The 23,700-nt window shown below is 61.6% G+C and carries 25 protein-coding genes; 15 read left to right on the top strand and 10 right to left on the bottom strand.

The window, feature by feature from the left end; translation table 11 throughout:
* Nucleotides 1–202 precede the first annotated feature (202 nt).
* Complete coding sequence (gene pvdQ / locus ACKUG4_RS01885; RefSeq protein WP_445433282.1) at nucleotides 203–2,539, top strand: bifunctional acylase PvdQ; 2,337 nt, start codon at nucleotides 203–205, stop codon at nucleotides 2,537–2,539.
* Between the two features lie 62 nt (nucleotides 2,540–2,601).
* Here the strand turns inward: pvdQ and ACKUG4_RS01890 are convergent, their stop codons facing one another.
* Nucleotides 2,602–3,606 carry a FecR family protein gene (locus ACKUG4_RS01890; protein WP_445433283.1) on the bottom strand — a complete coding sequence of 335 codons (1,005 nt, stop codon included), beginning with the start codon at nucleotides 3,604–3,606 and terminating at the stop codon, nucleotides 2,602–2,604.
* Between the two features lie 154 nt (nucleotides 3,607–3,760).
* On the opposite strand from ACKUG4_RS01890, the gene ACKUG4_RS01895 reads away from it, so the two are divergent.
* The gene (locus ACKUG4_RS01895) at nucleotides 3,761–4,030 is read left to right on the top strand and encodes a PepSY domain-containing protein (protein WP_085646474.1); all 270 of its coding nucleotides are present in this window, start codon (nucleotides 3,761–3,763) and stop codon (nucleotides 4,028–4,030) included.
* A gap of 328 nt (nucleotides 4,031–4,358) precedes the next feature.
* A complete protein-coding gene (locus ACKUG4_RS01900) occupies nucleotides 4,359–5,390 on the top strand; it encodes an Ldh family oxidoreductase (RefSeq protein ID WP_445433284.1) in 1,032 nt (343 codons plus the stop codon).
* A gap of 55 nt (nucleotides 5,391–5,445) precedes the next feature.
* On the opposite strand, the gene ACKUG4_RS01905 is transcribed toward ACKUG4_RS01900, so the two are convergent.
* Nucleotides 5,446–5,763 (bottom strand): ElaB/YgaM/YqjD family protein, encoded by a 318-nt coding sequence (locus tag ACKUG4_RS01905; RefSeq protein WP_007957537.1) that lies wholly within the window; start codon nucleotides 5,761–5,763, stop codon nucleotides 5,446–5,448.
* 153 nt (nucleotides 5,764–5,916) lie between these two features.
* Here ACKUG4_RS01905 and ACKUG4_RS01910 point away from each other — a divergent pair, with 153 nt between their 5' ends.
* Nucleotides 5,917–6,171, top strand: coding sequence for a hypothetical protein (locus ACKUG4_RS01910; RefSeq protein ID WP_007957535.1), 255 nt, complete (start codon nucleotides 5,917–5,919; stop codon nucleotides 6,169–6,171).
* Here ACKUG4_RS01910 and ACKUG4_RS01915 read toward each other — a convergent pair whose 3' ends face one another.
* On the bottom strand, nucleotides 6,172–7,086 hold the full coding sequence (locus ACKUG4_RS01915; RefSeq protein ID WP_445433285.1) for a LysR family transcriptional regulator: 915 nt from the start codon (nucleotides 7,084–7,086) through the stop codon (nucleotides 6,172–6,174).
* Nucleotides 7,087–7,170: 84 nt separating this feature from the next.
* Here ACKUG4_RS01915 and ACKUG4_RS01920 point away from each other — a divergent pair, with 84 nt between their 5' ends.
* Nucleotides 7,171–8,094, top strand: coding sequence for a carbon-nitrogen hydrolase family protein (locus ACKUG4_RS01920; RefSeq protein WP_445433286.1), 924 nt, complete (start codon nucleotides 7,171–7,173; stop codon nucleotides 8,092–8,094).
* Here ACKUG4_RS01920 and ACKUG4_RS01925 read toward each other — a convergent pair.
* The 4 genes from ACKUG4_RS01925 to ACKUG4_RS01940 all read right to left on the bottom strand — a co-directional run bounded on the left by ACKUG4_RS01925 (nucleotide 8,084) and on the right by ACKUG4_RS01940 (nucleotide 11,700).
* Complete coding sequence (locus tag ACKUG4_RS01925) at nucleotides 8,084–8,641, bottom strand: GNAT family N-acetyltransferase (protein ID WP_064596344.1); 558 nt, start codon at nucleotides 8,639–8,641, stop codon at nucleotides 8,084–8,086. The genes ACKUG4_RS01920 and ACKUG4_RS01925 overlap by 11 nt on opposite strands.
* 50 nt (nucleotides 8,642–8,691) lie before the next feature.
* On the bottom strand, nucleotides 8,692–9,165 hold the full coding sequence (locus ACKUG4_RS01930; protein WP_007957522.1) for an LEA/WHy family protein: 474 nt from the start codon (nucleotides 9,163–9,165) through the stop codon (nucleotides 8,692–8,694).
* A gap of 69 nt (nucleotides 9,166–9,234) precedes the next feature.
* Nucleotides 9,235–10,701 carry a nucleobase:cation symporter-2 family protein gene (locus ACKUG4_RS01935; protein WP_085611690.1) on the bottom strand — a complete coding sequence of 489 codons (1,467 nt, stop codon included), beginning with the start codon at nucleotides 10,699–10,701 and terminating at the stop codon, nucleotides 9,235–9,237.
* 99 nt (nucleotides 10,702–10,800) lie between these two features.
* The gene (locus ACKUG4_RS01940; protein WP_445433287.1) at nucleotides 10,801–11,700 is read right to left on the bottom strand and encodes a LysR family transcriptional regulator; all 900 of its coding nucleotides are present in this window, start codon (nucleotides 11,698–11,700) and stop codon (nucleotides 10,801–10,803) included.
* A 99-nt stretch (nucleotides 11,701–11,799) separates the two neighbouring features.
* On the opposite strand from ACKUG4_RS01940, the gene ACKUG4_RS01945 reads away from it, so the two are divergent.
* The 7 genes from ACKUG4_RS01945 (at nucleotide 11,800) to ACKUG4_RS01975 (ending at nucleotide 17,411) form a co-directional block, all read left to right on the top strand.
* Entirely contained in the window at nucleotides 11,800–12,891 is a 1,092-nt protein-coding gene (locus ACKUG4_RS01945; protein ID WP_445433288.1) for a polyamine ABC transporter substrate-binding protein, read from the top strand.
* A gap of 26 nt (nucleotides 12,892–12,917) precedes the next feature.
* Entirely contained in the window at nucleotides 12,918–13,877 is a 960-nt protein-coding gene (gene speB, locus ACKUG4_RS01950; RefSeq protein WP_445433289.1) for an agmatinase, read from the top strand.
* A gap of 89 nt (nucleotides 13,878–13,966) precedes the next feature.
* The gene (locus tag ACKUG4_RS01955; RefSeq protein ID WP_445433290.1) at nucleotides 13,967–14,683 is read left to right on the top strand and encodes a helix-turn-helix transcriptional regulator; all 717 of its coding nucleotides are present in this window, start codon (nucleotides 13,967–13,969) and stop codon (nucleotides 14,681–14,683) included.
* A gap of 51 nt (nucleotides 14,684–14,734) precedes the next feature.
* Entirely contained in the window at nucleotides 14,735–15,076 is a 342-nt protein-coding gene (locus tag ACKUG4_RS01960; RefSeq protein WP_007957516.1) for a nuclear transport factor 2 family protein, read from the top strand.
* A 22-nt stretch (nucleotides 15,077–15,098) separates the two neighbouring features.
* Nucleotides 15,099–16,217 carry a cell division protein ZapE gene (gene zapE / locus ACKUG4_RS01965; protein ID WP_064596356.1) on the top strand — a complete coding sequence of 373 codons (1,119 nt, stop codon included), beginning with the start codon at nucleotides 15,099–15,101 and terminating at the stop codon, nucleotides 16,215–16,217.
* A gap of 16 nt (nucleotides 16,218–16,233) precedes the next feature.
* Nucleotides 16,234–16,815 carry a DinB family protein gene (locus tag ACKUG4_RS01970; protein WP_163975105.1) on the top strand — a complete coding sequence of 194 codons (582 nt, stop codon included), beginning with the start codon at nucleotides 16,234–16,236 and terminating at the stop codon, nucleotides 16,813–16,815.
* Between the two features lie 98 nt (nucleotides 16,816–16,913).
* The gene (locus tag ACKUG4_RS01975) at nucleotides 16,914–17,411 is read left to right on the top strand and encodes a GNAT family N-acetyltransferase (protein ID WP_445433291.1); all 498 of its coding nucleotides are present in this window, start codon (nucleotides 16,914–16,916) and stop codon (nucleotides 17,409–17,411) included.
* Nucleotides 17,412–17,494: 83 nt separating this feature from the next.
* On the opposite strand, the gene ACKUG4_RS01980 is transcribed toward ACKUG4_RS01975, so the two are convergent.
* The 3 genes from ACKUG4_RS01980 to ACKUG4_RS01990 form a co-directional block, all read right to left on the bottom strand.
* Nucleotides 17,495–17,701 (bottom strand): hypothetical protein, encoded by a 207-nt coding sequence (locus ACKUG4_RS01980; protein WP_007957512.1) that lies wholly within the window; start codon nucleotides 17,699–17,701, stop codon nucleotides 17,495–17,497.
* Nucleotides 17,702–17,931: 230 nt separating this feature from the next.
* Nucleotides 17,932–19,683, bottom strand: coding sequence for a phosphoethanolamine transferase CptA (locus ACKUG4_RS01985; RefSeq protein ID WP_064596361.1), 1,752 nt, complete (start codon nucleotides 19,681–19,683; stop codon nucleotides 17,932–17,934).
* A gap of 210 nt (nucleotides 19,684–19,893) precedes the next feature.
* Entirely contained in the window at nucleotides 19,894–20,076 is a 183-nt protein-coding gene (locus tag ACKUG4_RS01990) for a DUF6026 family protein (RefSeq protein ID WP_007957508.1), read from the bottom strand.
* Between the two features lie 273 nt (nucleotides 20,077–20,349).
* On the opposite strand from ACKUG4_RS01990, the gene gnd reads away from it, so the two are divergent.
* From gnd to ACKUG4_RS02005, 3 genes are read left to right on the top strand one after another with little or no spacing between them, the layout of a single operon-like run.
* Complete coding sequence (gene gnd / locus ACKUG4_RS01995) at nucleotides 20,350–21,330, top strand: phosphogluconate dehydrogenase (NAD(+)-dependent, decarboxylating) (protein WP_064596363.1); 981 nt, start codon at nucleotides 20,350–20,352, stop codon at nucleotides 21,328–21,330.
* Nucleotides 21,327–22,850, top strand: coding sequence for a glucose-6-phosphate dehydrogenase (zwf, locus tag ACKUG4_RS02000; RefSeq protein WP_445433292.1), 1,524 nt, complete (start codon nucleotides 21,327–21,329; stop codon nucleotides 22,848–22,850). Before gnd ends, zwf begins: the two co-directional genes overlap by 4 nt.
* On the top strand, nucleotides 22,847–23,656 hold the full coding sequence (locus ACKUG4_RS02005) for an HAD family hydrolase (RefSeq protein ID WP_445433293.1): 810 nt from the start codon (nucleotides 22,847–22,849) through the stop codon (nucleotides 23,654–23,656). Before zwf ends, ACKUG4_RS02005 begins: the two co-directional genes overlap by 4 nt.
* Nucleotides 23,657–23,700: the final 44 nt, after the last annotated feature.

Genomic DNA, 23,700 nt, shown 5'->3' on the forward strand with positions numbered 1-23,700 from the left:
TGTAGAAAATTTGTCGTGGTTTTGTCTTTTCCCCGTGATTGCGGCACGAAACGGGTGTGTGACCGACTAAATTTTTTTCCGCAGCTTCGTTTTCTGAACAGGCTCATTGCGCGTGACGCGTGGGTGATTTCAGAGCGAGCCGGGTCCGACGTGTTCACGGTGGCTGGCGGTTCGCTCTTCGGCATTTCGATCAGGAGCGAGCGTGACTATTTCCAGGCAATTCACCGGACTGACCCTTGCCGGCCTCTTTCTCGGGCTGAGTGTGTCGGCGCAGGCGTTCAGCCCTTCCGGCCAGACCGGCGCCGATATCCGCCGCACCGGTTTTGGCGTACCGCACATCCGCGCGGAAAACGAACGTGGTCTCGGGTTCGGCATCGGTTATGCCTATGCGCAGGACAACCTGTGCCTGCTGGCCAACGAAGTCGTGACGGTCAATGGCGAGCGGTCGCGGTACTTCGGGCCGGAGCAACTGACAGTCGAAGAGCGCGAGAACCGCGTCAGCGACGTGTTCTTCCAGTGGCTCAACACGCCGCAGGCAGTGAACGCTTTCTGGCAGGCCCAGCCGGTCGAAGTGCGTGATCTGGTGGAAGGTTATGCCGCCGGCTACAACCGTTATCTGGCCGAACGCCGTCAGCAGGGCTTGCCACAACAGTGCCAGGGTGAATGGGTGCGCGATATCGCCGCCGAGGACCTGGTGAAGTTGACCCGTCGTCTGCTGGTCGAGGGCGGGGTGGGCCAGTTCGCCGAAGCGCTGGCGGGTGCTACTCCGCCGCAGGCCACTGCGAAGATTGAAAACGATGCGCGGGCCTATCAACTGGCGGACACGCGCCTGCAACGCTTCGCACTGGACCGTGGCAGCAACGCGGTGGCGGTGGGCAGCGAGCTTTCGTTCAATGGCCGTGGGATGCTGTTGGCCAACCCGCATTTCCCGTGGGTCGGCGGCATGCGCTTCTATCAGATGCACCTGACCATTCCTGGCAAACTCGACGTGATGGGCGCGGCGCTGCCGGGCCTGCCGATGATCAACATCGGCTTCAATCAGCATCTGGCCTGGACCCACACCGTCGATTCGTCAAAGCATTTCACCCTGTATCGCCTGCAACTCGATCCGAAGGATCCGACCCGTTACCTGCTCGACGGCCAGTCCTTGCCGATGAACAAGCAGACGGTCACCGTGCAGGTCAAACAGGCAGACGGTCAGGTGGTGCCGGTCTCGCGGGATGTCTACAGTTCGCAGTTCGGCCCGATTGTGCAATGGCCCGGCAAGCTCGATTGGGACAATCAGTTCGCCTATAGCCTTCGCGATGCGAACCTCGACAACGATCGGGTGTTGAAGCAGTGGTACGCCATGAACCGCGCCGGCAATCTCAAGGATCTGCAGGATTCGGTGCACATGATTCAGGGCATCCCGTGGGTCAACACCCTGGCCGTGGATGACAAGGGCCAGACGCTGTACATGAACCTGTCGGTGGTGCCGAACGTCAGCGCCGACAAACTGGCCAGGTGCAGCGACCCGCGCGCCGGTCTGAAAATGATCGTGCTCGACGGCTCCAACAGCGCCTGCGCCTGGGACATCGACCCGCAAGCCGCACAGAAGGGCATTTACGCTTCCAGTCAGTTGCCACAATTGTTGCGCAAGGACTTCGTTCAGCACTCCAACGATTCGGCCTGGCTGGCCAACCCGGCACAACCGTTAACCGGTTTCTCGCCGTTGATCAGTCAGGACGGCCAGCCATTGGGCCTGCGCTCGCGCTTTGCGCTGGATCGTCTGGCGACCCTGAGCAAGAAAGGCTCGGTGTCGGTGCAGGATCTGCAACACATGGTGATGGACGATCAGGTATTCCTGGCGACTCAGGTGGTGCCGGACCTGCGAAAGTTCTGTGCTTCGCAGTCTGAGGCCGCGTTGAAATCGGTATGCAGCAGCCTGAAGGCGTGGGATGGTCGGGCGAATCTGGAGTCGGGCGTCGGCCTGGTGCATTTCCAGAACATCATGCAAGCGATGCAGGAATCGCCGCAGGCCTGGCGCGTGGCGTTCGATCCCAAGGATGCTCAGCACACCCCGCGCGGGCTGGCCGTTGAAAAACCGGAAGTGGCCAAGGCACTGCGCGAGGCCATGCTGGCGTCGGCCGAATCGGCGGTAAAAATGGGCCTGAACGCCAGCACCCGCTGGGGGGATGTGCAGGTGGTCAGCAGTGGTGGCCAGCAAACGCCGATTCACGGTGGCCCGGGCACGCTCGGCATCTACAACGCCATCCAGAGCGTGCCCCGTGAAGACGGCAAGCTGGAAGTGGTCAGCGGCACCAGTTACCTGCAAGTCGTGACGTTCGATGACAAGGGACCGCATGCCCAGGGCCTGCTGGCATTCTCGTTATCCAGTGATCCGGCGTCGAAGTATTCCCGGGATCAGACCGAGGCCTTCTCGAAGAAACAGTGGAGTGTGTTGCCGTTCACCGAACAGCAGATCGAGGCCGATCCGCAATATCAGGTGCAGACCGTGCGCGATGAACTGGAAAAAACGGGGAAAGTCGCGGCGCAGTAATCAGCTGTTCAACCTGCGGACAACCGCAAAAGCACAAGGCCGCTCCCTCACGGGAACGGCCTTCAGTTTTTTGGCGGTTGCTGCGGCATCGGGTTGATCACCGGGTTGTCGTCCTTGTTGCGGGTCAGGAAGACCGGCAACACTTTCGGCAAAGAACTGGCGAAGCTGTTCAGTTCCTTGATGTTGTAAATGCCGCCCACCCGGATCGAACCGGTGGCGTTGTCGGCCAGCATCAGGGGCTTGTCCAGGTAACGATTGATCTGCGGCAATGCTTCGTTCAGCGGCAGGTTGTCGAGCACCAGTTTGCCGCTGCGCCAGGCCAGTGCGTTGTCGTTGGCATAGGTCTGGCTGATCTGCGGAGTGAAATCGCCATGCCTGTAGCGTGCCTGCATCGAAGGCCCCAGGCGCAGACCATCGCCGGGCAATTGAGTGTTGCTGGTGACCAGCACGGAACCCTCGATCAGGTTGACCTTCACCTGATCCCCATACATCCAGACGTTGAAGCGTGTGCCGGTGACGCGAATCCTGCCTTCGGCGGCCCTGACGACGAACGGGTGGCTCAGGTCGTGGCTGACTTCAAAGAACGCCTCGCCCTTTTTCAGGGTGACGCGACGCTCGTCCTTGTAATTGCTGTAGGTCAGTTCGGTGTTGAGATTCAGCTCGACCTGGCTGCCATCGCCCAGGGTGACATGGCGGACATTGTCGGTGGCCGCGAAATGCTGATAGCTGTCAGGCAGCCAGCCGAGGTTCCATCCGGTCCAGGCCGCCAGCGGCAAAGCCAGTGCGCAGACGCAAGCCGCTACGGCGTACTGGCGCCATGACCGGGTCGCCGTCGGGTGAATCGGCAGGGCCGGTGCCGTTGCCGGCCGGGGCAGGTGTTCAGCGACGTCCCAGATTTCCAGCATCGCCTCATACTCGAACGCGTGAAGCGGGTGCGCATCGCGCCATTGTTCGAACGCCATGCGCTCTTCAGCGGTGCAGTCAACGGCGTGCAGGCGCATGCACCAATGCGCGGCGGCATCGGTGATTGCATCGTATTCGGCTTCCGAGAGAGGGTTCTGGGTCATTGACTCATCCTGATTTCGCGCATTCTAACCTTGGGCGGAAGGCGCCGAGAACAGCCGTCATGGCATTTACCCATCAAACGTGGAACTTTTTTTCGCTGCAGCGCCCCAAAAAACAGGACATCCCGCGAACATTAACCATAAATGGAGTGAAAACATGATCAAAAGAACCTTGGCCGCTGTGGTTGCAACCGCCAGTCTTCTGAGCGCAGGCGCGGCACTGGCCGACCGCCCGGGCGCGGGCTGGATCACCATCGAGAAGGCCATCGAGATCGTGAAAACCAAGGCCGGTTATGTCGAGGTCTACGAGATCGAGGCCGACAACAATGGTTATTGGAAAGGCGAAGGACGCAAGGCCGACGGGGTGGTGTACGAATTCCGTATCGACGGCGCCTCCGGCAATGTCCTTCGCGATCAGAAAGACTGACCCCCACGGTTGTGGAGCGATGCGCAGGTGTCGAGCCTGCGCATTTTTTATGCGTGAATCAAACGCTCGGATCGGCTCCAGCTGGCCGACCCTTTCTACCCGGTGCTCTGGGCGACATTGATGTGATCGAGGGCAAATTCGACGACATTTCTGGCGGGGCCGGCCAGTGTCAGATTGGGATTGATCTGAATGTGAAGGGTATTGAGCCCGCTGTCTGGAAATCGGCTGTCCATTGCGGGGTTGACAGGCCACCGGCCAGCCGTGGTTAATCCTCTGGCGGGTTGTCCGTTCGCTGTTGTTCCCTCCAATAATTACTCTGGAGCTTCAGATGTCTGCGCCACACGATCATTCGCTCTCGTCCACGGTGTCCCTGGACGAGCTGACTCAACTGCTGGAAACGATTTTCACCCGTCACGGCACCTCGGCCGAAGTCGCCAGAACCCTGGCCGCCAATTGCGCCAGTGCCGAGCGGGACGGTGCGCACAGTCACGGCGTATTCCGGATTCCCGGTTATGTCTCGACGCTCGACAGCGGCTGGGTCAACGGCAAGGCCGTGCCGAAAGTCGAGGACGTGGCTTCAGGGTTTGTCAGCGTCGATGCCGGCAACGGTTTTGCCCAGCCTGCGCTGGCGGCGGCACGTCCACTGCTGATGGAAAAGGCCCGCAGTGCCGGGATTGCGGTGTTGGCGATCCGCAACTCCCACCACTTTGCCGCGCTGTGGCCGGACGTCGAGCCTTTTGCCGACGAAGGCCTGGTGGCGCTGAGCGTGGTCAACAGCATGACTTGCGTGGTGCCGCACGGCGCCGACCGGCCATTGTTCGGCACCAACCCGATCGCTTTCGCCGCACCCCGGGCCGATGGCGCGCCAATCGTGTTTGACCTGGCCACCAGCGCCATTGCCCATGGCGACGTACAGATCGCCGCGCGCAAGGGCGAGAAACTGCCGGCGGGCATGGGCGTCGACAGCCTCGGCCAGCCGACCTGCGATCCGAAAGCGATTCTGGAAGGCGGCGCGTTGCTGCCGTTTGGCGGGCACAAAGGTTCGGCGCTGTCGATGATGGTCGAGCTGCTCGCCGCTGCGCTGACCGGCGGCAACTTTTCGTTCGAATTCGACTGGAAGAATCACCCCGGTGCCAAGACCCCGTGGACCGGCCAGTTACTGATAGTGATCGACCCGAGCAAGACCGCCGGGCAAAGCTTTGCCGAGCGCAGTCAGGAACTGGTGCGGCAGATGCACGGGGTAGGGCTCAAGCGCTTGCCGGGGGATCGGCGGCATTTGCAGCGGGCCAAGTCACTGGCCAAAGGGATCGAACTGGATCAGCAGACCCTGGCGCAGTTGCGTGAACTGGCCGGCGAATGAGTTTTTGCCGGGCATGAAAAAGGCGAGCCCGAGGGCTCGCCTTTTTTGTTCGCGCTCAGCGGCGACCGAGCAACAATCCGACTACCAGGCCGAACCCGGCGGAAATCGCCACGGTCTGCCACGGGTGCCCGCCGATGTAGCTCTCGGTGGCGTCCACCGCCGGTTTGGTGCGGTCACGCACACTGGTGACCGAATCCAGCGCCTGCTGCAATTTCTGGGCGATTTGCCCGCGCAGGGTCTCCGCTTCCTCGCCGACCAGGGATGCACTGCTCTTGAGCAGTTTTTCCGACTCTTCGATCAGCGCCTGAAGTTCGCTGAAGGCCTGGTCCTTGATTTGGTCTTCGGCGGCTTGAACGGCGGTTTTCCGGGCCATTGGGTGACTCCTTGCAGGTGAATGGACAGTGAACAATGGAGTGTGGCGCGCCTTGAAAAGTTGCAGCGATTTTCCATCCGGAACAAAAACCAGCGTCAGAGGTTTCCGTCCAGCGTGTAAGATGTCGCCATTTCATGCAGCAGGTAATTCCCGATGAGTTTCAATCTGGCCGACAAATCCCTCGCAGAGCGCGCCGCGCTGGAAGATGAGAAATCCCGACTGTTCGAACTCTGGCAGAACAATCTGGGCAAAGCCAAGGGCGAGGCCGCGCGGTTGTTCGGCGAGCGCTCCAAGCGCAAGGGCAAATGGGCCGAGTTCGTGCGCGCGGAACTGGACGGCATGTCGCCGCCGGAATTCGCCAACATGGTGCGCAGTGAAGTCAATCGCCTGATGGCGGCCAACAAGTAATCACTCGGTTCTGAAGCTGGCGCCAATCGCTTCGCGCACCGTCAGCACCACCGGATCGATCTGGGTGCTGGTGCGCCAGCCCAGTTCGATCGGGTAGCGCGGCAACGCCAGCGGGCAGGGCAGCAGCGCCAGCCCGCTCATTGAAGCAATGGCCTGCGCCGCGTGGGTGGGAATGGTCGCCACCGCCTCGCTGCCCTTGAGCAGATGCGGCAACGCGGCGAAATGCGTGGTCGAGGCGCAGACCCGGCGAGTCCGGCCCAGCGCCGCCAGCCCTTCATCGGTGATCCCGATAAAACCGCCCGACGACACCAGCAGGTGCTCGCGGGTGACGAATTCTTCCAGATCGATCTGCTGCTGACCCGGCGCCAGGCTCGCCGGATCCACCAGACACGCGTAACCCCCTTCACCCAACACCTGACGGCTGAGCAGCCGCTCGGCAAATCCGCCGGCGGTGATTGCCAGATCGATGCTGCGTTCCATCAGCGCCCGGGCGACGATCTGGCTGTGGGTCTGGCGGAAGATCAGCCGCAGTTTCGGTGCGCGACGGGCGATTTCCTCGATCAGCCGACGGCCGTAAGCGATCTCGAAATCGTCCGAAAGGCCCACAGTGACCGAACGTCCTTCGTAATGATTGGCGGTCGGGTCGACCATGGCCAGGCTTTGCCGGCATTTGTTCAGGGCATCGCTGACCACCGGTTTCAATTGGTTGGCCTTGAGCGTCGGCGCCAGGCCGCGGCCGGTGCGCACGAACAATTGATCGCCATACACTTCGCGCAACCGGCGCAAGGCCGCGCTGACCGCCGACTGGGTCACGCCCAGGCGCAACGACGCGCGGCTGGCGCTGGACTCTTCATGCAGGGCTTCGAAGACTTTCAGCAGGTTGAGGTCGACGGTTGCGATATTCATTTGGCTCATATCAATCAGCAGTGGATCGGTCTTTATTCATGATCCCGTGGTGCCGGAGAATGAGCAACACCTGAACTTAACGGAGTGACCACCATGCCCAAATCAATCGTTGCCGCCCTGCAGATCGGCGCCTTGCCCGGCGGCAAGACTGAAACCCTGGAACAGATCCTGAGTTGGGAAACCGCGATCATCGAATCCGGTGCCGCGCTGGTGGTGATGCCCGAAGCCTTGCTCGGCGGTTACCCGAAAGGCGAGGGGTTCGGCACGCAGCTGGGTTATCGCTTGCCGGAAGGCCGCGAGGCCTACGCCCGTTACTTCGCCAACGCTATCGATGTGCCGGGGGCGGAAACCGAAGCTCTGGCCGGGCTGTCGGCGCGTACCGGGGCCAATCTGGTGATCGGTGTGATCGAACGGGCCGGCAGCACTTTGCATTGCACCGCGCTGTATTTCGACCCGCAGGCGGGCCTGGTGGCCAAGCACCGCAAACTGATGCCCACCGGCACCGAACGGCTGATCTGGGGCAAGGGCGACGGCTCGACGCTGCCGGTGCTCGACACTCAGGTCGGCAAGCTCGGCGCAGTGATCTGCTGGGAAAACATGATGCCGCTGATGCGCACGGCGATGTACGCCAAGGGCATTGAGGTCTGGTGCGCGCCGACTGTGGATGAGCGCGAGATGTGGCAGGTCAGCATGCGCCACATCGCTCATGAAGGGCGCTGTTTTGTGGTCAGCGCCTGTCAGGTCCAGGCCTCGCCGAATGAGCTGGGCGTGAAAATCGCCAACTGGCCGGGGGATCGGCCGCTGATCGCCGGCGGCAGCGTGATCGTCGGGCCGATGGGCGATGTGCTGGCCGGGCCGTTGCGCGGCGAGGCCGGCTTGCTCACCGCCGAGATCGACACCGCCGAACTGGTGCGCGCCCGCTACGACTACGACGTGGTTGGCCACTATGCGCGGCCGGATGTGTTCGAGTTGAGCGTCGATGAGCGGGCTAAACCGGGCGTGCGTTTCACGGTTTGACGGTTTGTCGGCGCCGCCATTCTTCGCGGGTGATTTCCCAGATTTCCCGTGGGAAGCGGCCGCCGACAAAGTCATCCTCGTCCGTGCGAATCAAGCGCATGCCGCTACGCTCCGATAGCTTTCGCGAGCCAAGGTTCGGTGCGGCTTTCGGCACGCGCATCAACGGTTGATCGAGGGTTTCGAACCAGTACCGGGTCACGGCTTCGCTGGCTTCGGTCATCAGGCCCTGACCCTGCCACGCCGGGGCGAGCCAGAACCCACGGTGGTTATCCGGCTCGTCCATCAGGCTGATGTTGCCGATCAATTGCTCTGGCGCCGATCTTAGGCGAATCGTCCAGTGCCACTCTTTGCCGGCTGCAACGGCAGGCAGCGCAATGTCGCGCAGATAGGTGAGGGCGCCGTCGTCCGGATACGGCCAGGGCACGAAAACGTTCAGATAACGCACCACTTCCCAGTGGGGAAATTGCTGCTGGATGGCCTCGGCATCCGCGAGTTCAAGCGGACGCAAAATCAGCCGTTCGGTGTACAGCGTGGGCGTGTCTTGCATAAACCACAACTTCCATGTTCTGACAGTGGGCCGTGCAGACTACCGCATCTTTACCAGGTTGCGGCACTGGCCCTCGGCAGACTGAGTTTGCCGGTATCGACAAAGCGCATCGTGCCAAACAGCCCGCCCGCCAGTTTGCCGCGCAGCACATAGGGCAGGTTGTCGAGGGTTTGCGTCTGGCTCAGGCCGAGGGTCTGGCGCAGCACCGAGAACGCGGAAATGCTCACCGGGACGCTGACAATGGTTTCGGAAAACCGTGGAATCGAGCCGCTCTGATCGCTCACACCCGACGCCAGCGAGTGGCCGTTGACCTCCAGATCCAGCGCGATGCCGTTGTAGTCGATGGGCGTTTCGTTGGGGTTCTGCACGCGCAGCTTGATCGCGAAGCGCACTTCCAGATCCTGGCTCGGCAGCGGTTCGAGGCCGACCACGTTGATGTTCACCGGGTCGCGGTTGGGGAACAGCGCGCAGGCGCTGAGGGAGAGCAGAAGCAGGGACAGGATGACGGCTTGGAGGCGGCGCATTGATGCTCTCTCATTGAAAAAGGGCTGAACCGTTGCCGGTATCAGCCCTTTTTGATGGAGCGGACAGGATCAACGGTTCAACTGTGCGACAGCGGCGTTTGTTGCGGGTTCAGCTTTGGCCGGCAGGTCGGGATTTTCCATGACCTGAAGGATAGAGGCTTCCGGATCGAAGTCATCTTCTTCCAGTTCGATGAATTCTTCCGGCAGGAAGATATTCAGCACGATGGCACACAGCGCGCCGACGGTGATCGGCGACTCGAAAATATTGCGCAGCGCCTGCGGCAGTTCGCGCAGCACTTCCGGCACGGCGGCGATGCCCAGGCCCATGCCTACGGAAATCGCCACAATCAGCATGTTGCGCCGATGCAGACCGGCCTCGGCGAGGATCTTGATCCCGGCCACCGCCACGGTGCCGAACATCACCAGCTCTGCGCCGCCGAGCACCGGTTTCGGCATCAGTTGCAGCACCGCGCCGATCATCGGGAACAGTCCCAGCAGCACCAACAGCCCGGCAATGAAGAACGCCACGTAGCGGCTGGCCACGCCAGTGAGCTGAATCACCCCGTTGTTCTGGGCGAAGGTCACCATCGGCATGCTGTTGAACACCGCCGCCATGGCCGAGTTGAGGCCGTCGGCGAGCAGGCCGGACTTGATCCGGCGGATGTACAGCGGGCCTTTGACCGGTTGCCGCGAGATCATCGAGTTGGCAGTCAGGTCACCGGCAGCCTCCAGCGGCGACACCAGGAAAATCACCGCCACCGGCACGAACGCCACCCAATCAAAGTTGAAACCATACTTGAACGGCACCGGCACGCTCACCACCGGCACTTCGGGCAGGTTGGCGAAATCCACGGTGCCCATCAGCCACGCCACCACGTAGCCGAGGGTCAGGCCGATGACGATTGCGCCCAACCGCAGGAACGGCACGTCGACCCGGTTCAACACCACGATGGTGCCCAGCACCAGCGCTGCCAGGAACACGTGACTGGCAGCGCCCAGATCCGCCGCGCCGAAGCCGCCGGCAATGTCGGTCATCGCCACTTTGATCAGCGACAGGCCCATGAGGGTGATGATGGTGCCGGTCACCACCGGGGTGATCAGCATGCGCAACTTGCCGATAAACTGGCTCAGCACCACTTCGATGAAGGCGGCGAAGAAGCACACGCCGAAGATCGTCGAGAGGATTTCATCGGTGCCGCCGCCCCGGGCCTTGACCATGAAGCCGGCGCTGAGAATCACGCTGATAAAGGAAAAACTGGTGCCTTGCAGGCACAACAGCCCGGAACCGACCGGGCCGAAGCGCTTGGCCTGAACGAAAGTGCCGAGGCCCGAGACGAACAGCGCCATGCTGATCAGGTACGGGATTTCGCTCTGCAGACCAAGAGCGCCGCCCATGATCAGGGTCGGGGTGATGATGCCGACGAAGCTGGCCAGCACGTGTTGCAGGGCGGCAAACACCGTTGCGGTGAAGTGCGGACGGTCGTTGAGGCCGTAGATCAGATCGTTGTTGCGCGGGGCTTTTTCAGAGACGGTCATGGTGGTTTGCGTGCCGCAATGCGGGGCCGGGTCGGAAAATGGGTGCGCAGGATGCCGTAAGCGGGAGACGAGGGCAACGCATTAAAACTGCCCAAAAGGTCAGGTTCGACCAAAGGCTGACAGCAGGTCTTCTTCAAAAGCCTTCTGCGCATCGCCGGGCACTTGCGCCCGATGGCGGGCCAGATGGAACGCCACGTCAAAGCTCAACTCGCCTTCGCGCACCGGGCGCAGCAAGCCTTTGTCCTGCCATTGGCGGGCGTAGTGATCGGGCAGATAACCGACGTGTTTGCCGGACAGAATGAAGGCAAGGGTGCCTTCGACCTGTTCCGAGCGTGCCGAGCAGACCTTGCCCTGAAATGGCTCGTCACTGCGCAAAAACCGATACGGGTGATCGACCCGGTCGCAGGCCTGCAACGCCGCGTCATCAGGGGCCTCGTCGGTAAACAGCGGATGGCCGGGCGCGCAATACAGATGCTGGGTTTCGCTGAACAGTTCGCGGTAGTCGAACGCGCTCTGTACCTGGGAGAAGTAACCGATGGCCAGGTCCAGCCGCTGTTGCAGCAGCAGGCGCTCCATTTCGCCGGGCATGGCGCTGATCAACTCGATGCGCACCGATTCGTCCCGCTCGCGAAACCGGCGGATCGCATCCGCCACCCGTTGCAGCACCGACTGATCGACCGCCTCCGACAGGCCCAGTCGCACTTCACCGATCAAGCGCCCGGCGACGCCGTTGGATTGATGGCGGAAGGTTTCGATCGAATCGAACAGCGCCCGCGCCGCAATCAACAGTTGCTCGCCCTTGGGCGTCAGGCTGAAACCGCCCTTGCCCCGGTTGCACACCCGATAGCCGAGACGCGTCTCAAGCTTGGCCATTTGCTGGCTGATGCTCGACTGGCTCAGCCCCAGTTCACCCTGGGCTGCGCTGAAACCATTGGATTCGACCACGCCGAGAAACAGCCGCAGAAGCTGAAGATCGACATCGTGGAGCTGACCGAGCATCACATTACTCCTGGATAAAGTCAGGTTAACAAACTTGATATTTTTCGAATGTATCCGACGGCGCATCCTGCCACCACTTCCTTCGGTCAGGTGTTCGTCATGGCTCCCGTCTTCAAGCTGTGTTTGCCCGCGTTGTTGCTTACCGTCTCCATCGCCGCCCAGGCCGAAGAGAAGACGCTCAATCTCTACAGCTGGGCCGATTACGTGGCGCCGGACACCTTGCAGCGCTTCGAAAAGGAAACCGGCATTCACGTGCGCTACGACACCTTCGATACCTCAGAGGTGCTGGAAACCAAATTGCTCACCGGTGGCAGCGGTTACGACGTGGTGGTGCCTTCGTCCAGCGTGCTGGCCCGTGGGTTGGCCGCCGGCGCATTGAAGGAAATCCCGCGCGACGGGCTCAAGGGCTACGCCAATCTCGATCCGGATCTGCTGGAAAAACTGGCGGCAGTCGATCCCGGTAACCGCTACAGCGTGCCTTACACCTGGGGCACGCTCGGGCTGGGCATGAACGTCGAAGCCGTGAAGCAGCGGCTGCCCGACGTGCCGCTCAACAGCCTCGATCTGCTGTTCAAGCCCGAATACGCCAGCAAGCTCAAGGATTGCGGGATCGCGATTCTCGATTCGCCACAGGAAGTGATCGGCCTGGCGCTGCACTATCTCGGGAAAGATCCCTACAGCACCGACAAGAAAGATCTGGCTGCCGCCGAAGCCTTGTTACAGCAGTTGCAGCCCTCGGTGCTGTACGTCGCCACCGGTCGGCAGATCAATGATCTGGCCAATGGCAGCGTCTGCCTGGCGCTGACCTACAACGGTGACGCGAGTATGGCCGCCGATCAGGCGCGCAAGGCCAACAAGCCGTTCGAAGTCGCTTACCGGATTCCCAAGGAAGGCACGCTGGTGTGGCAGGACAACCTCGCCATCCCGAAAGACGCGCCGCACCCCGAAGCCGCAAGGACTTTCATCGAGTTCATGTTGCGCCCCGAATCCGTGGCGGCGCTGACCAATACGCTGTTCTTCGCCACCGCCAACCAGGCCGCCACGCCGCTGGTGGATGAGGCGGTGCGCAGCGATCCGGACATTTTCCCAAAACCCGAAGTGCGCGAGCGGCTGTACGCCGACCACAGCATGAGCCTCAAGGACATGCGCCAGCGCACACGCCTGTGGACCACTTTCCGTAGCCGCCAATAGCCTTTCATAACAACAGGAGCACACCGATGGACGTGCCAGTGCAAAACGATCAGGCCCTGACCCGTGACAGCCTTTACGGCACTGCTGCCGAAAGCACTTACGCCGGGATCACCAGTTTCATGCGCCGACGCTACAGCCGCGACCTGCGCGGCGTGGACGTGGCGGTCAGCGGTGTGCCGTTCGACACCGCCACCAGCAACCGTCCTGGCGCTCGTTTCGGGCCGCGCGGGATTCGCGCAGCGTCCACCGGGATTGCCTGGGAACGGCACTGGCCATGGACGTTCGACCCGTTCGATCATCTGGCGGTGATCGATTACGGCGACTGCGACTTCGATTACGGCTCGCCGCACACCATCCCGGAAAGCATCGAAGCCCACGCCGAGCACATCCTCAGCTCCGGCAGCGCCATGCTCACCTTCGGCGGCGATCATTTCATCAGCTATCCGCTGCTCAAGGCCCATGCGCGCAAGCACGGCACGTTGTCGCTGATCCACTTCGATGCCCACAGCGACACCTGGCCGGACGAGGGCGGCAAACGGGTCGATCACGGCACCATGTTCTGGCACGCAGCGCGGGAAGGGTTGGTGGATCCGGCGCGTTCGGTGCAGATCGGTTTGCGCACCACCAACGACGATCATCAGGGCTTTCAGGTGCTCGATGCGCGGCAGGTGCATCGCCGTGGTTGCGAAGCAATTGTTGACGCGATTCGCGCGCGGGTCGGCGATCACCCGGTGTACCTGACGTTCGACATCGATTGTCTGGATCCTGCCTTCGCCCCGGGCACTGGTACGCCGGTATGCGGCGGGTTGAGCACGGTACAGGCTCTGGAAATCCTTGGCGGTCTGCGCGGGATCAATCTGGTCGGGATGGATGTTGTGGAAGTCGCCCCGGTTTATGACCACGCGGACGTGACGTCGCTGGCGGCGGCGACCCTGGCCATGGAGATGCTTTGCCTGTACGCGGCCCGGCACAAAGTCGACGCGTGATCCCCTCCGAGCCTGGTGAAAGCTCCTGACAATTTCTGACACCAGGCTCTGCTAAGCTCCGGCAAATTTTCTGCCCAGAGCCTCACACCGTGTCGCGAACCACTCGACTGTTGACCCTGTTGCAAGTGCTGCGTGGCAAGAAACGCCCGGTCACCGCAGCAACGCTGGCCTCCGAGCTGGAAATCTCCGAGCGCACCCTCTATCGCGATATCGCCGAACTGACCGCCCTCGGCGCGCCGATCCATGGCGAGGCGGGCATCGGGTATGTGCTGCGCAGCGGTCTGTTTCTGCCGCCGCTGATGCTCAACGCCGACGAGACCGAAGCCATCGTGCTGGGCCTGCGTTATGTCGATCAGCGCGGCGACGAAGTGCTGAGCAAGGCTGCGGCGGATGCACTGGCGAAAATCGCTGCGGTGCTGGACCCGCAGGCCCAGGAAGCGCTGCGCAATCCGACCGTCATGCCCGGGCCGCCGGGTTACGGTTTTCCGCAAAACGCCGTGCCGTTGAACGTGTTCCGCCACGCCATCCGCGATCAGGCCAAGCTGCACATCGATTATGCCGATGCGCAGCAGGTGCAAAGCCAGCGGTTGATCTGGCCGCTGGCGCTGGGTTTTCTCAACGAGGTGCGGATCATCGTCGCGTGGTGTGAATTGCGCGGTGCCTATCGCACGTTTCGCACCGACCGGATTGCCGCCGCCAGCCTGCAGGGCGAGCGCTATGCGGGGCGTCGCAGCGACCTGTTGCGCACCTGGCAGCGGCTGATGCAACTGGACGAAAACGGCCGCTTCACTCCTGACAGGAATTGACGCAGGGGTGTTCTAGGATGGCGACAGAACCCGAAAAAAGGAGCTGCACTCATGTTCCATCCCACCTCGATACTCGCCCCGGCCATCGTTGAGTACATCAATGCTGCCAATGCTCGCGATACCTCCCGGGTCGGCAGTTTTTTTGCCGAGGATGCCCATGTGTTCGATGAAGGCCATCATCAGGTCGGCCCGCAGGCCATCGCCAATTGGATGCAGGACACCGCCCAGCGCTATCAGCCACGGGTCGAAGTGCTCGGCGTCCAGCAGCGCACCGGCAAAGTACTGGTGCAAGGGCTGATCTCCGGAACGTTTCCCGGCAGCCCGCTGGAGCTGCGCTACACGTTCCGCCTCAACGAACAGGGCAAAATCGCTCGGCTGGATATTTCCTTGTAGCCGTCGTGGCATACTGCCGCGCATGACTTTCGACTCCCCCCTGAGCGCCTGGCAATATGCCGTCGACCACAAGGGCTTCATCCAGGATGAAGCCCAGGAGCACGCGGTCTGGGCCTTGCAAAAATGCCATGAAGCCCTGCACGCCGGTGCCCGTTCGGTCACCGGCGTTTACCTGTGGGGCCCGGTCGGGCGCGGCAAGACCTGGCTGATGGATCAGTTTCATCAGAGCCTGCGGGTGCCGGCGCGGCGGCAGCACTTTCATCACTTCATGGGCTGGGTGCACCAACGCTCCTTCCAGTTGACCGGGATCGCCGATCCGTTGCGAGCCCTGGCCCGTGAGCTGGCGGCTGAAGTGCGAGTGCTGTGTTTCGACGAGCTGTTCGTCAATGACATCGGCGACGCGATCATTCTCGGGCGCTTGTTTCAAGTGATGTTCGACGAGGGCGTGGTGGTGGTCTGCACTTCCAACCTGCCACCGGATCAGCTGTATGCCGACGGCTTCAACCGCGACCGCTTCCTGCCGGCGATCACCGCGATCAAACAGCACATGCAAGTGGTCGCGGTAAACGGCGCCGAAGATCATCGATTGCATCCCGGCGCCATCGAGCAGCGCTACTGGGTCACTCAGCCGGGGCAGGGTAGCGCGCTAAGCCAGGTGTTCGACGCCTTGGCGGCCGGGCAAACCGTCAGTGGCGAACCGGTGCCGGTCGGTTACCGTGCCCTGAACGTGGTGCAGGCCAGCGATTCGGTGCTGTGGTGCCGTTACGCCGACCTGTGCGAGCAACCGTTCGCCGCCATGGATTTCATCGCGCTGTGCGACACCTACCGGGCTATCCTGTTGAGCGAAGTGCCGAACCTAAGCGCGAAAAAACGCGAAGGGCGGATCGCCCGTGGCACCGAGGATGGCGCGGAGCGGGTGGTGGCCGGCGATCGCGAATTGCCGCAGTTGTCGGTGCACGACGACGGCGTGCGCCGCTTCATCGCGCTGGTCGACGAGTGCTACGACCGCAAGGTGCCGCTGTTCATCGAGGCTGAAGTGCCGATGGACGCGCTGTATACCGAGGGCTATCTGGAATTCCCGTTCCGCCGGACCCTCAGCCGCTTGCAGGAGATGCAGCTGCAACGCTTCGCCGAGACCTGAAACACGGAGGCGCCACATGACTCAGCCCCTGTCCCACCATTTGCTGACCATGGCTTATCAGAATGCCTGGGCCAACCATCGACTGGCCAAGGCCTGGAGCCAGCTCGACGACACGGAGCTGGCGGCGCCACGGGCCAGTTTCTTCCCGAGCATCCGCCTGACCCTCAACCATATCCTCACCTGCGACTGGTTCTACGTCGACGCGCTGGAGCGGGAGTTGCGCGGTGACGAACCGCATCCCGATTGCTACGTGTTCTTCAACGCTGACGAACCCTTCACCGAGTCACAGGCCTTGCGCCGGGAACAGGCCCATGTCGACCGCAGGCTGATCGCCTACTGCGAGCAACTGCGCGATGCCGATCTGGGGCGCATCGTCACCATCGCCCGCGACACGCCACAGCACGACAGCCGTCTGCGGATGATCTCGCACCTGTTCGAACATCAGATCCACCATCGCGGCCAGGTTCACGCCATGCTCAGCGGCACCTCGGTAAAACCGCCGCAACTGGACGAGTTTTTCTGTGCCGGCGAGTCCGGTTTGCGAGCCGAGGATTTTGCCGAGCTGGGCTGGACCGAAGAACTCATCTGGGGCCACTGAAAACGTCGGGTTGTCGCCGGGACCTGCCTCGCGCTAAGGTCGCCGAGCCTATCAGTGCGTATCAAACGCGCCGGGGCCCCGTGCGATCGAGGAAGGAAATGGATTCCGCAGAAATTCTTGTGCTTCAAGCCAGTTACACCAATCCGGTGCATGCCGAAGCCATCGGTGGCGTACTCAATCATTACGCCGAGGACCCGATGGGCGGCGGCCATCCGATTGCCCCTGAACTGTTGCAGCAACTGCCCGCCGAACTGGCCAAACGGCCCCACGCGTTCAGCGTCCTGGCCTTTGTCGGTGGCGAGCCGGCGGGGCTGGTGAACTGCTTTGAAGGGTTTTCCACGTTTGCCTGCAAACCGCTGGTCAATGTGCACGACGTGTCAGTGGTGACGAAGTTTCGCGGTCTGGGGCTGAGTCAGAAAATGCTGCGCAAGGTCGAGGACATCGCCCGTCAGCGTGGTTGCTGCAAGATCACTCTGGAGGTACTCGAAGGTAACGCCATAGCGCAAAATTCCTATGCCAAATTCGGCTTCGCGCCAGGCATGTTCGACCCGAATCACGGGCGCATGCTGTTCTGGATCAAGGATTTGCAGGCATAAAAAAAGGCGCCCGGAAAGGGCGCCCAACTGTCATCTGCGAGGCCAGAGCCGGGCCAGCGCAGGTCCATCGGTACAGCGTTCGCTCAAGGGCGATAGGACTCGGTGACCTGGGCGGTCTGGTCGTCCGGAACCTTGAGTTCATTGGTCTTCGCGTCAGCCTGCTGGCTCTGTGCGGAATGAACCGGGAAGTTTGCCCAGTAATGTCTCATGCGCTCGGCGCCGCCTTCGGCGAATGCGCTGGCGGATGCCAGGGTGAGTAGACCGGCAAGGATTGCAGTCGTGGTTTTCATGGTGCCTCCTACGAAAAATGTCGGAGCCGTTCATCCATGAATCTAAGCCTCGGGGCGCAGTGTCCGTCGAGGGCATTAACAAGAGGTTAACGCTCGTTCAGTCTAGGTTTTACAGCGTATTTCCACGGCGTATCGGACGAACGCTGCACGCGTGAATGACGCGTGCAGGTTGCAAGGGAAGGGGCAGTACGATTGTAAATGTTGAAAAGGGCCGGTTCCGGCCCTTTCTGTTACTCCTGCAACACCACTTCCGTGGTCGTGGCCGCGGGTTTTTTCGGCTTCATCAGGCTGAAGTCGATCAGGGCCCGCTGCTCGCGTTCGTAAGGGTTGCCGATCAACAGTGGACGTGGCTTGAAGCTGTCGCTGACCAGGCTCTTGCTGCGATCCAGTTCATCGAAACTCAAACCGGCCAGGTCCGCCCAGGTGTGGATCAGGTGCGAGCTGCTGTAAGGGCGGCTCAGATCCCCGGCGAAACTCCAGTCGTGGTTTTCACGCCACTTCGGCGACGCCCAGGCCATGAACGGAATGGTGTACATCGGCGCCGTCGGCTTGTTTTCGTTGCGACCCAGCGTGCTGTGGCCCACCGAGTCGAACACGTCTTCACCGTGGTCGGAGAGGTAGAGCAGGAAGCCGTTCGGATCGGACTTGGCGTAGTCCTTGATCAGGCTCGAGACCACGAAGTCGTTGTACAGCACCGCGTTGTCGTAGCTGTTATAGGTCGGCACCTGATCGTCACGCACACCGGCCGGAACGCCGTTGCGATCCTGGAACTTGTCGAAGCTCGGCGGATAACGGTACTGGTAGCTCATGTGCGTACCGAGCAGGTGCACGACGATCAACTTGCGCGGCGCCGCGTCGGCCAGGGCCTTGTTGAACGGCTCGATCACGTCGCCGTCGTACTGCGCGGCGTTCTGGTTGCGGTTGTTGTTCAGGTACACCTGCTCGTCGGCCTGTTCGGAGAAGGTCGTGAGCATGGTGTTGCGTTTAGTCATGGTCTGCTGGTTGGTGATCCAGAACGTCTTGTAACCGGCCTGTTTCATCATGCTGACCAGCGACGGCGTGGACAGGTACAGGTCCGGGTTTTCTTCGTCGGCGAAGGTCAGCACCTGTTGCAGCGCCTCGATGGTGTAAGGGCGCGGGGTGATGACGTTGTCGAAAACCGTCAGCTGATCCTTGAGCTTGTCCAGTTCCGGCGTGGTTTTGCGCGGGTAACCGTAGAGGCTCATGCGCTGGCGATTGGTGGACTCGCCGATGACCAGCACCAGAGTCGCCGGCTGATTGGCGCCCGAGTCCTTGAGGTTTTTCAGCGGCGGGATCTTGCTCGCGCTGTGCAGCATGCCCTGCATGTCGGCCAGGGTTTCCTGATAACGGTGATAAGCCACGGCCATCTGCCACGGCACGGCGGGTTCGATGCGGGTTTCGAATTTCTCGAAGCCTTGCTCGAAGCTGCCGGTACGCATTGTCTGCTTGACCAGCGGATAACCGATCACGGCCACCAGGATTGCCATGGCGGCGACGAATGCCCGGCCACGGGGCAGGTACACCGGACGCAGGCGGGTCCACAGGAAATACGCGAACGCAGTATGTGCAAGGAACGCCGGAACCATCCACCAGGCGAAGTACTGGGTCATGTACTCGCCAGCTTCGGACACGTTCGACTCGAACATGATGAAGATCACGCTCTGGGAGAATTCCTGTTGGTAGATGAAGAAGTAACCCAGGCTGGCCATCGAGCAGGCCCACAACACCACGCCGATCAGCGCGGCGAGCAGACGGGTGCGTTTGGGGAACAGCAGCATCGGCGCGAGCCACACGGCGCTCATCACGAAGGCCTGGCGGAACCCGGTGAACCCAGAGGTGCCCGTCAACTGGATCAGCAGTTGGGTGATACCGGAGAAGTACCAGAAGAACACGAACAGCCAGATAAAACCGGCCCAATCAAAACCTGTCGCAGTCGTATTGCTGCGTTTGAACACCGCCATTCAGCACTCCAGCTCAGTCGTTACATCCACCACCGGGCGTTTCATGCAAAGGACGCATGAGCCCGACGAACGGAGGCCATGCGCACAGACGCACGGCCAGAATGCGCGGGAGTATCAACAAGCGAATGTGAAAACTTTGTTAGTTGCCGAAAAGGGCAGGAGGTGCAGCATGTCGGGAACAGCAATGGCTGCTCCCGAAGCGGGCGGGGATCAGGCGTGGGGCGAGCGCTGTACGCGTGGCAAGGGCTGCGGCTCGGCGCCTTGGGTCAGCAGGCGCAATTGCGCGAGTTCCTGCTTGAGCTGGTCGCGTTCATCTTTCAACTGACGCAATTCATCACGACGGATGGTGACGTACAGGGTTTGTGGCGGCATTGCTGTGTGTACTGTGCCCATTGCTCACCTCGCAAATGGCGTGTCTCAACTGTAGTTCAGCCCCGAATTCGGTTGCTGACATACTATCGGCGCCGATTTTGATTTCTTTTGCTCGTGAATGGAACTTTTTTATTTTTCATGGTCGTTGTGTCTTCGGCACGTTTCCCGACGTTATCAGTCTGGATCGGGCACAATGCCCGGAAACTTCACACCGACGCTCTGGACTAAGCTCCATGATTCACGTTGGGCTATAACCTTTGACACACTTTTATTTGTAGTAAGGAGCATCAGCACATGCAACTCGGGATTATTGGACTGGGCCGCATGGGCGGCAATATTGCGCGACGTCTGATGCTCAACGGTCACACCACCGTTGTTTACGACCGCAATACCGCCTTTGTCGACACCCTGGCCGCCGAGGGCTCTACCGGCGTCGCCGATCTGCCTGCACTGGTCGCAGGCCTGGCCAAGCCGCGTGCCGTGTGGGTCATGCTGCCGGCCGGCGCACCGACTGAAGACACCATCGAAACCCTGAGCACGCTGCTCGAAGCGGGCGACACCATCATCGATGGCGGCAACACCAACTACAAGGACGACATCCGCCGGGCCAAAACCCTGGCCGAGAAGGGCCTGCACTACATCGACGTCGGCACCTCCGGCGGCGTCTGGGGCCTGGAGCGCGGCTACTGCATGATGATCGGCGGCGATGCCGAGACCGTTAAGCGTCTGGATCCGCTGTTCGCCGCTCTGGCGCCGGGCATGGGCGACATTCCGCGCACCAGGGACCGCAAGTCCGATGACCACCGTGCCGAGCACGGCTACATCCACGCCGGTCCCGCCGGTGCCGGTCACTTCGTCAAGATGATCCACAACGGGATCGAGTACGGGATGATGGCGGCCTTTGCCGAAGGCTTCGACATTCTCAAGACCAAGTCCAGCGAGCTTCTGCCGGAGGACCAGCGTTTCGACCTGAACGTGGCTGACATTGCCGAAGTCTGGCGTCGTGGCAGCGTGGTGTCGTCGTGGCTGCTCGACCTGACCGCCGATGCCCTGGCGGTCGACCCGAAACTCGACGGCTTCTCCGGCTCCGTGGCCGACAGCGGCGAAGGTCAATGGACCATCGAAGCGGCCATGGAACAAAAGGTGCCGGTACCGGTGCTGTCCAACTCGCTGTTCTCGCGCTACCGCTCCCGCGGCCAGGGCACTTTCGGCGACAAGATTCTTTCGGCCCAGCGCTTCGGCTTCGGCGGCCATGTGGAGACTCCGAAGAAATGACCCATACGATCCGCAGGAAATCCAAGGCAGAACCCGCGCCACCGACCACGCTGTTTCTGTTCGGCGCCCACGGTGATCTGGTCAAGCGTCTGCTCATGCCGGCGCTGTACAACCTGAGTCGCGACGGCCTGCTGGATGATGGCCTGCGGATCGTTGGCGTTGACCATAACGCCATTACCGATGAAGCCTTCGCGCAGAAGCTCGAAGATTTCATCCGCACCGAAGTGGCAGCCAAGGTCGGCAAGGGCGATCAGATGCTTGATCCGGCCTTGTGGGCCAAACTCGCCAAAGGCATCAGCTACGTCCAGGGCGACTTCCTGGACGACAGCACCTATTCAGCTCTGGCGGCAAAAATCGCCGACAGCGGCACTGGCAATGCGGTGTTCTACCTGGCCACCGCGCCACGTTTCTTCAGCGAAGTGGTGCGCCGTCTCGGCAGCGCCGGGTTGCTCGAAGAAACCCCGGAAGCCTTCAGAAGGGTGGTGATCGAAAAACCGTTCGGTTCCGACCTGCAAACCGCCGAGGCATTGAACGCCTGCCTGCTCAAGGTCATGTCGGAAAAGCAGATCTACCGGATCGATCACTATCTGGGCAAGGAAACCGTGCAGAACATTCTGGTCAGCCGGTTCTCCAACAGCCTGTTCGAAGCGTTCTGGAACAACCATTACATCGACCACGTGCAAATCACCGCCGCCGAAACCGTCGGTGTCGAAACCCGTGGCAGTTTTTACGAACACACCGGCGCCCTGCGGGACATGGTGCCCAACCACCTGTTCCAGTTGCTGGCCATGGTTGCGATGGAGCCGCCGGCCGCGTTCGGCGCCGATGCGGTGCGGGGCGAGAAGGCCAAGGTGGTCGGCGCGATCCGCCCCTGGACTATCAAAGAAGCACGGGAAAACTCGGTACGCGGCCAATACAGCGCCGGTGAAGTCGCTGGCAAACCGGTGGCCGGTTATCGCGATGAAAACAACGTCTCCCCCGACAGCACCACGGAAACCTACGTGGCGCTGAAAGTGATGATCGACAACTGGCGTTGGGTCGGCGTGCCGTTCTACCTGCGCACCGGCAAACGCATGAGCGTGCGCGACACCGAGATCGTCATCTGCTTCAAACCGGCGCCGTATGCGCAGTTCCGCGATACCGAGGTCGACGAATTGCAACCGACCTACCTGCGTATCCAGATCCAGCCCAACGAAGGCATGTGGTTCGACCTGCTGGCCAAACGGCCGGGGCCGGCGCTGAACATGGCCAACATCGAGCTGGGTTTCGCCTACAAGGACTTCTTCGAAATGCAGCCGTCCACCGGCTACGAAACCCTGATCTATGACTGCCTGACCGGTGACCAGACGCTGTTCCAGCGCGCCGACAACATCGAGAACGGCTGGCGCGCGGTACAGCCGTTCCTTGATGCCTGGCAACAGGACGCCAGTGTACAAACCTATGCCGCCGGCGAAGACGGGCCGAAAGCCGCCGATGACCTGCTGACTCGCGATGGTCGCGTCTGGCATGGTCTCGGATGAGCGAGCCGATCCGTTTTTTTCTGAGTGATATGGACGGCACGCTGTTGCTGCCCGATCACAGCCTGAGTCAGCGCACGATTGACGCGGTTCGTTCGCTGCGCGAAGCGGGCGTGCTGTTCAGTCTCGCCACGGGGCGGCCGCCCAAAGCCATGCTGCAGCAGATCGAAGCGCTGGGTGTCGATCTGCCGACCGCCGCGTTCAACGGCGGCACGATCGTCAACCCGGATGGCAGCATTCTGGTCGCGCATTACCTGCCGGCCACGGCCGCGCTGACGGCGCTGGCGCTGTTTGCCGATCAGCCGGATGTCGAAATCTGGGTGTTCAGCGGTGGTGACTGGCTGCTCAAGGATCCGCACGGGCCGATGGTGCCGCGCGAGCAGCACGGGCTGGGTTATCCGCCGGTGGTGGTGGAGAGTTTCGAGCCGTATCTGGAGCGCATCGACAAGATCGTGGCCACCAGCAACAACACCGAACTGCTGATCGAGCTGGAGGCGCGTTTGCTGCCGAAGGTCGAGGGCCTCGCGCAGGTGTCGCGCTCGCAACCGGTGTACCTGGACGTGACGGCAGTCGAGGCGAACAAGGGCTCGGCGCTGGTCACGCTGGCTGAACACCTCGGTGTGCCGCTGGCGCAGACGGCTGCGATTGGCGATGGCGGCAATGATCCGGCGATGTTCCATGTTGCCGGGTTGTCGATAGCCATGGGGCAGGCAGAAGACGCGGTGAAGCGTCAGGCCGACGTGGTGACGGGGCCGAACACCGAGGATGGTGTGGCGCAAGCCATCGAAAAGTACATCTTGCCGCATTGATCGAGGCATAAAAAAACGGGAGCCTTTTCGGCTCCCGTTGTTGT

Origin of the sequence: Candidatus Pseudomonas auctus (assembly GCF_048654275.1) — a bacterium.
Taxonomy (GTDB): Bacteria; Pseudomonadota; Gammaproteobacteria; order Pseudomonadales; family Pseudomonadaceae; genus Aquipseudomonas; species Aquipseudomonas pharyngis.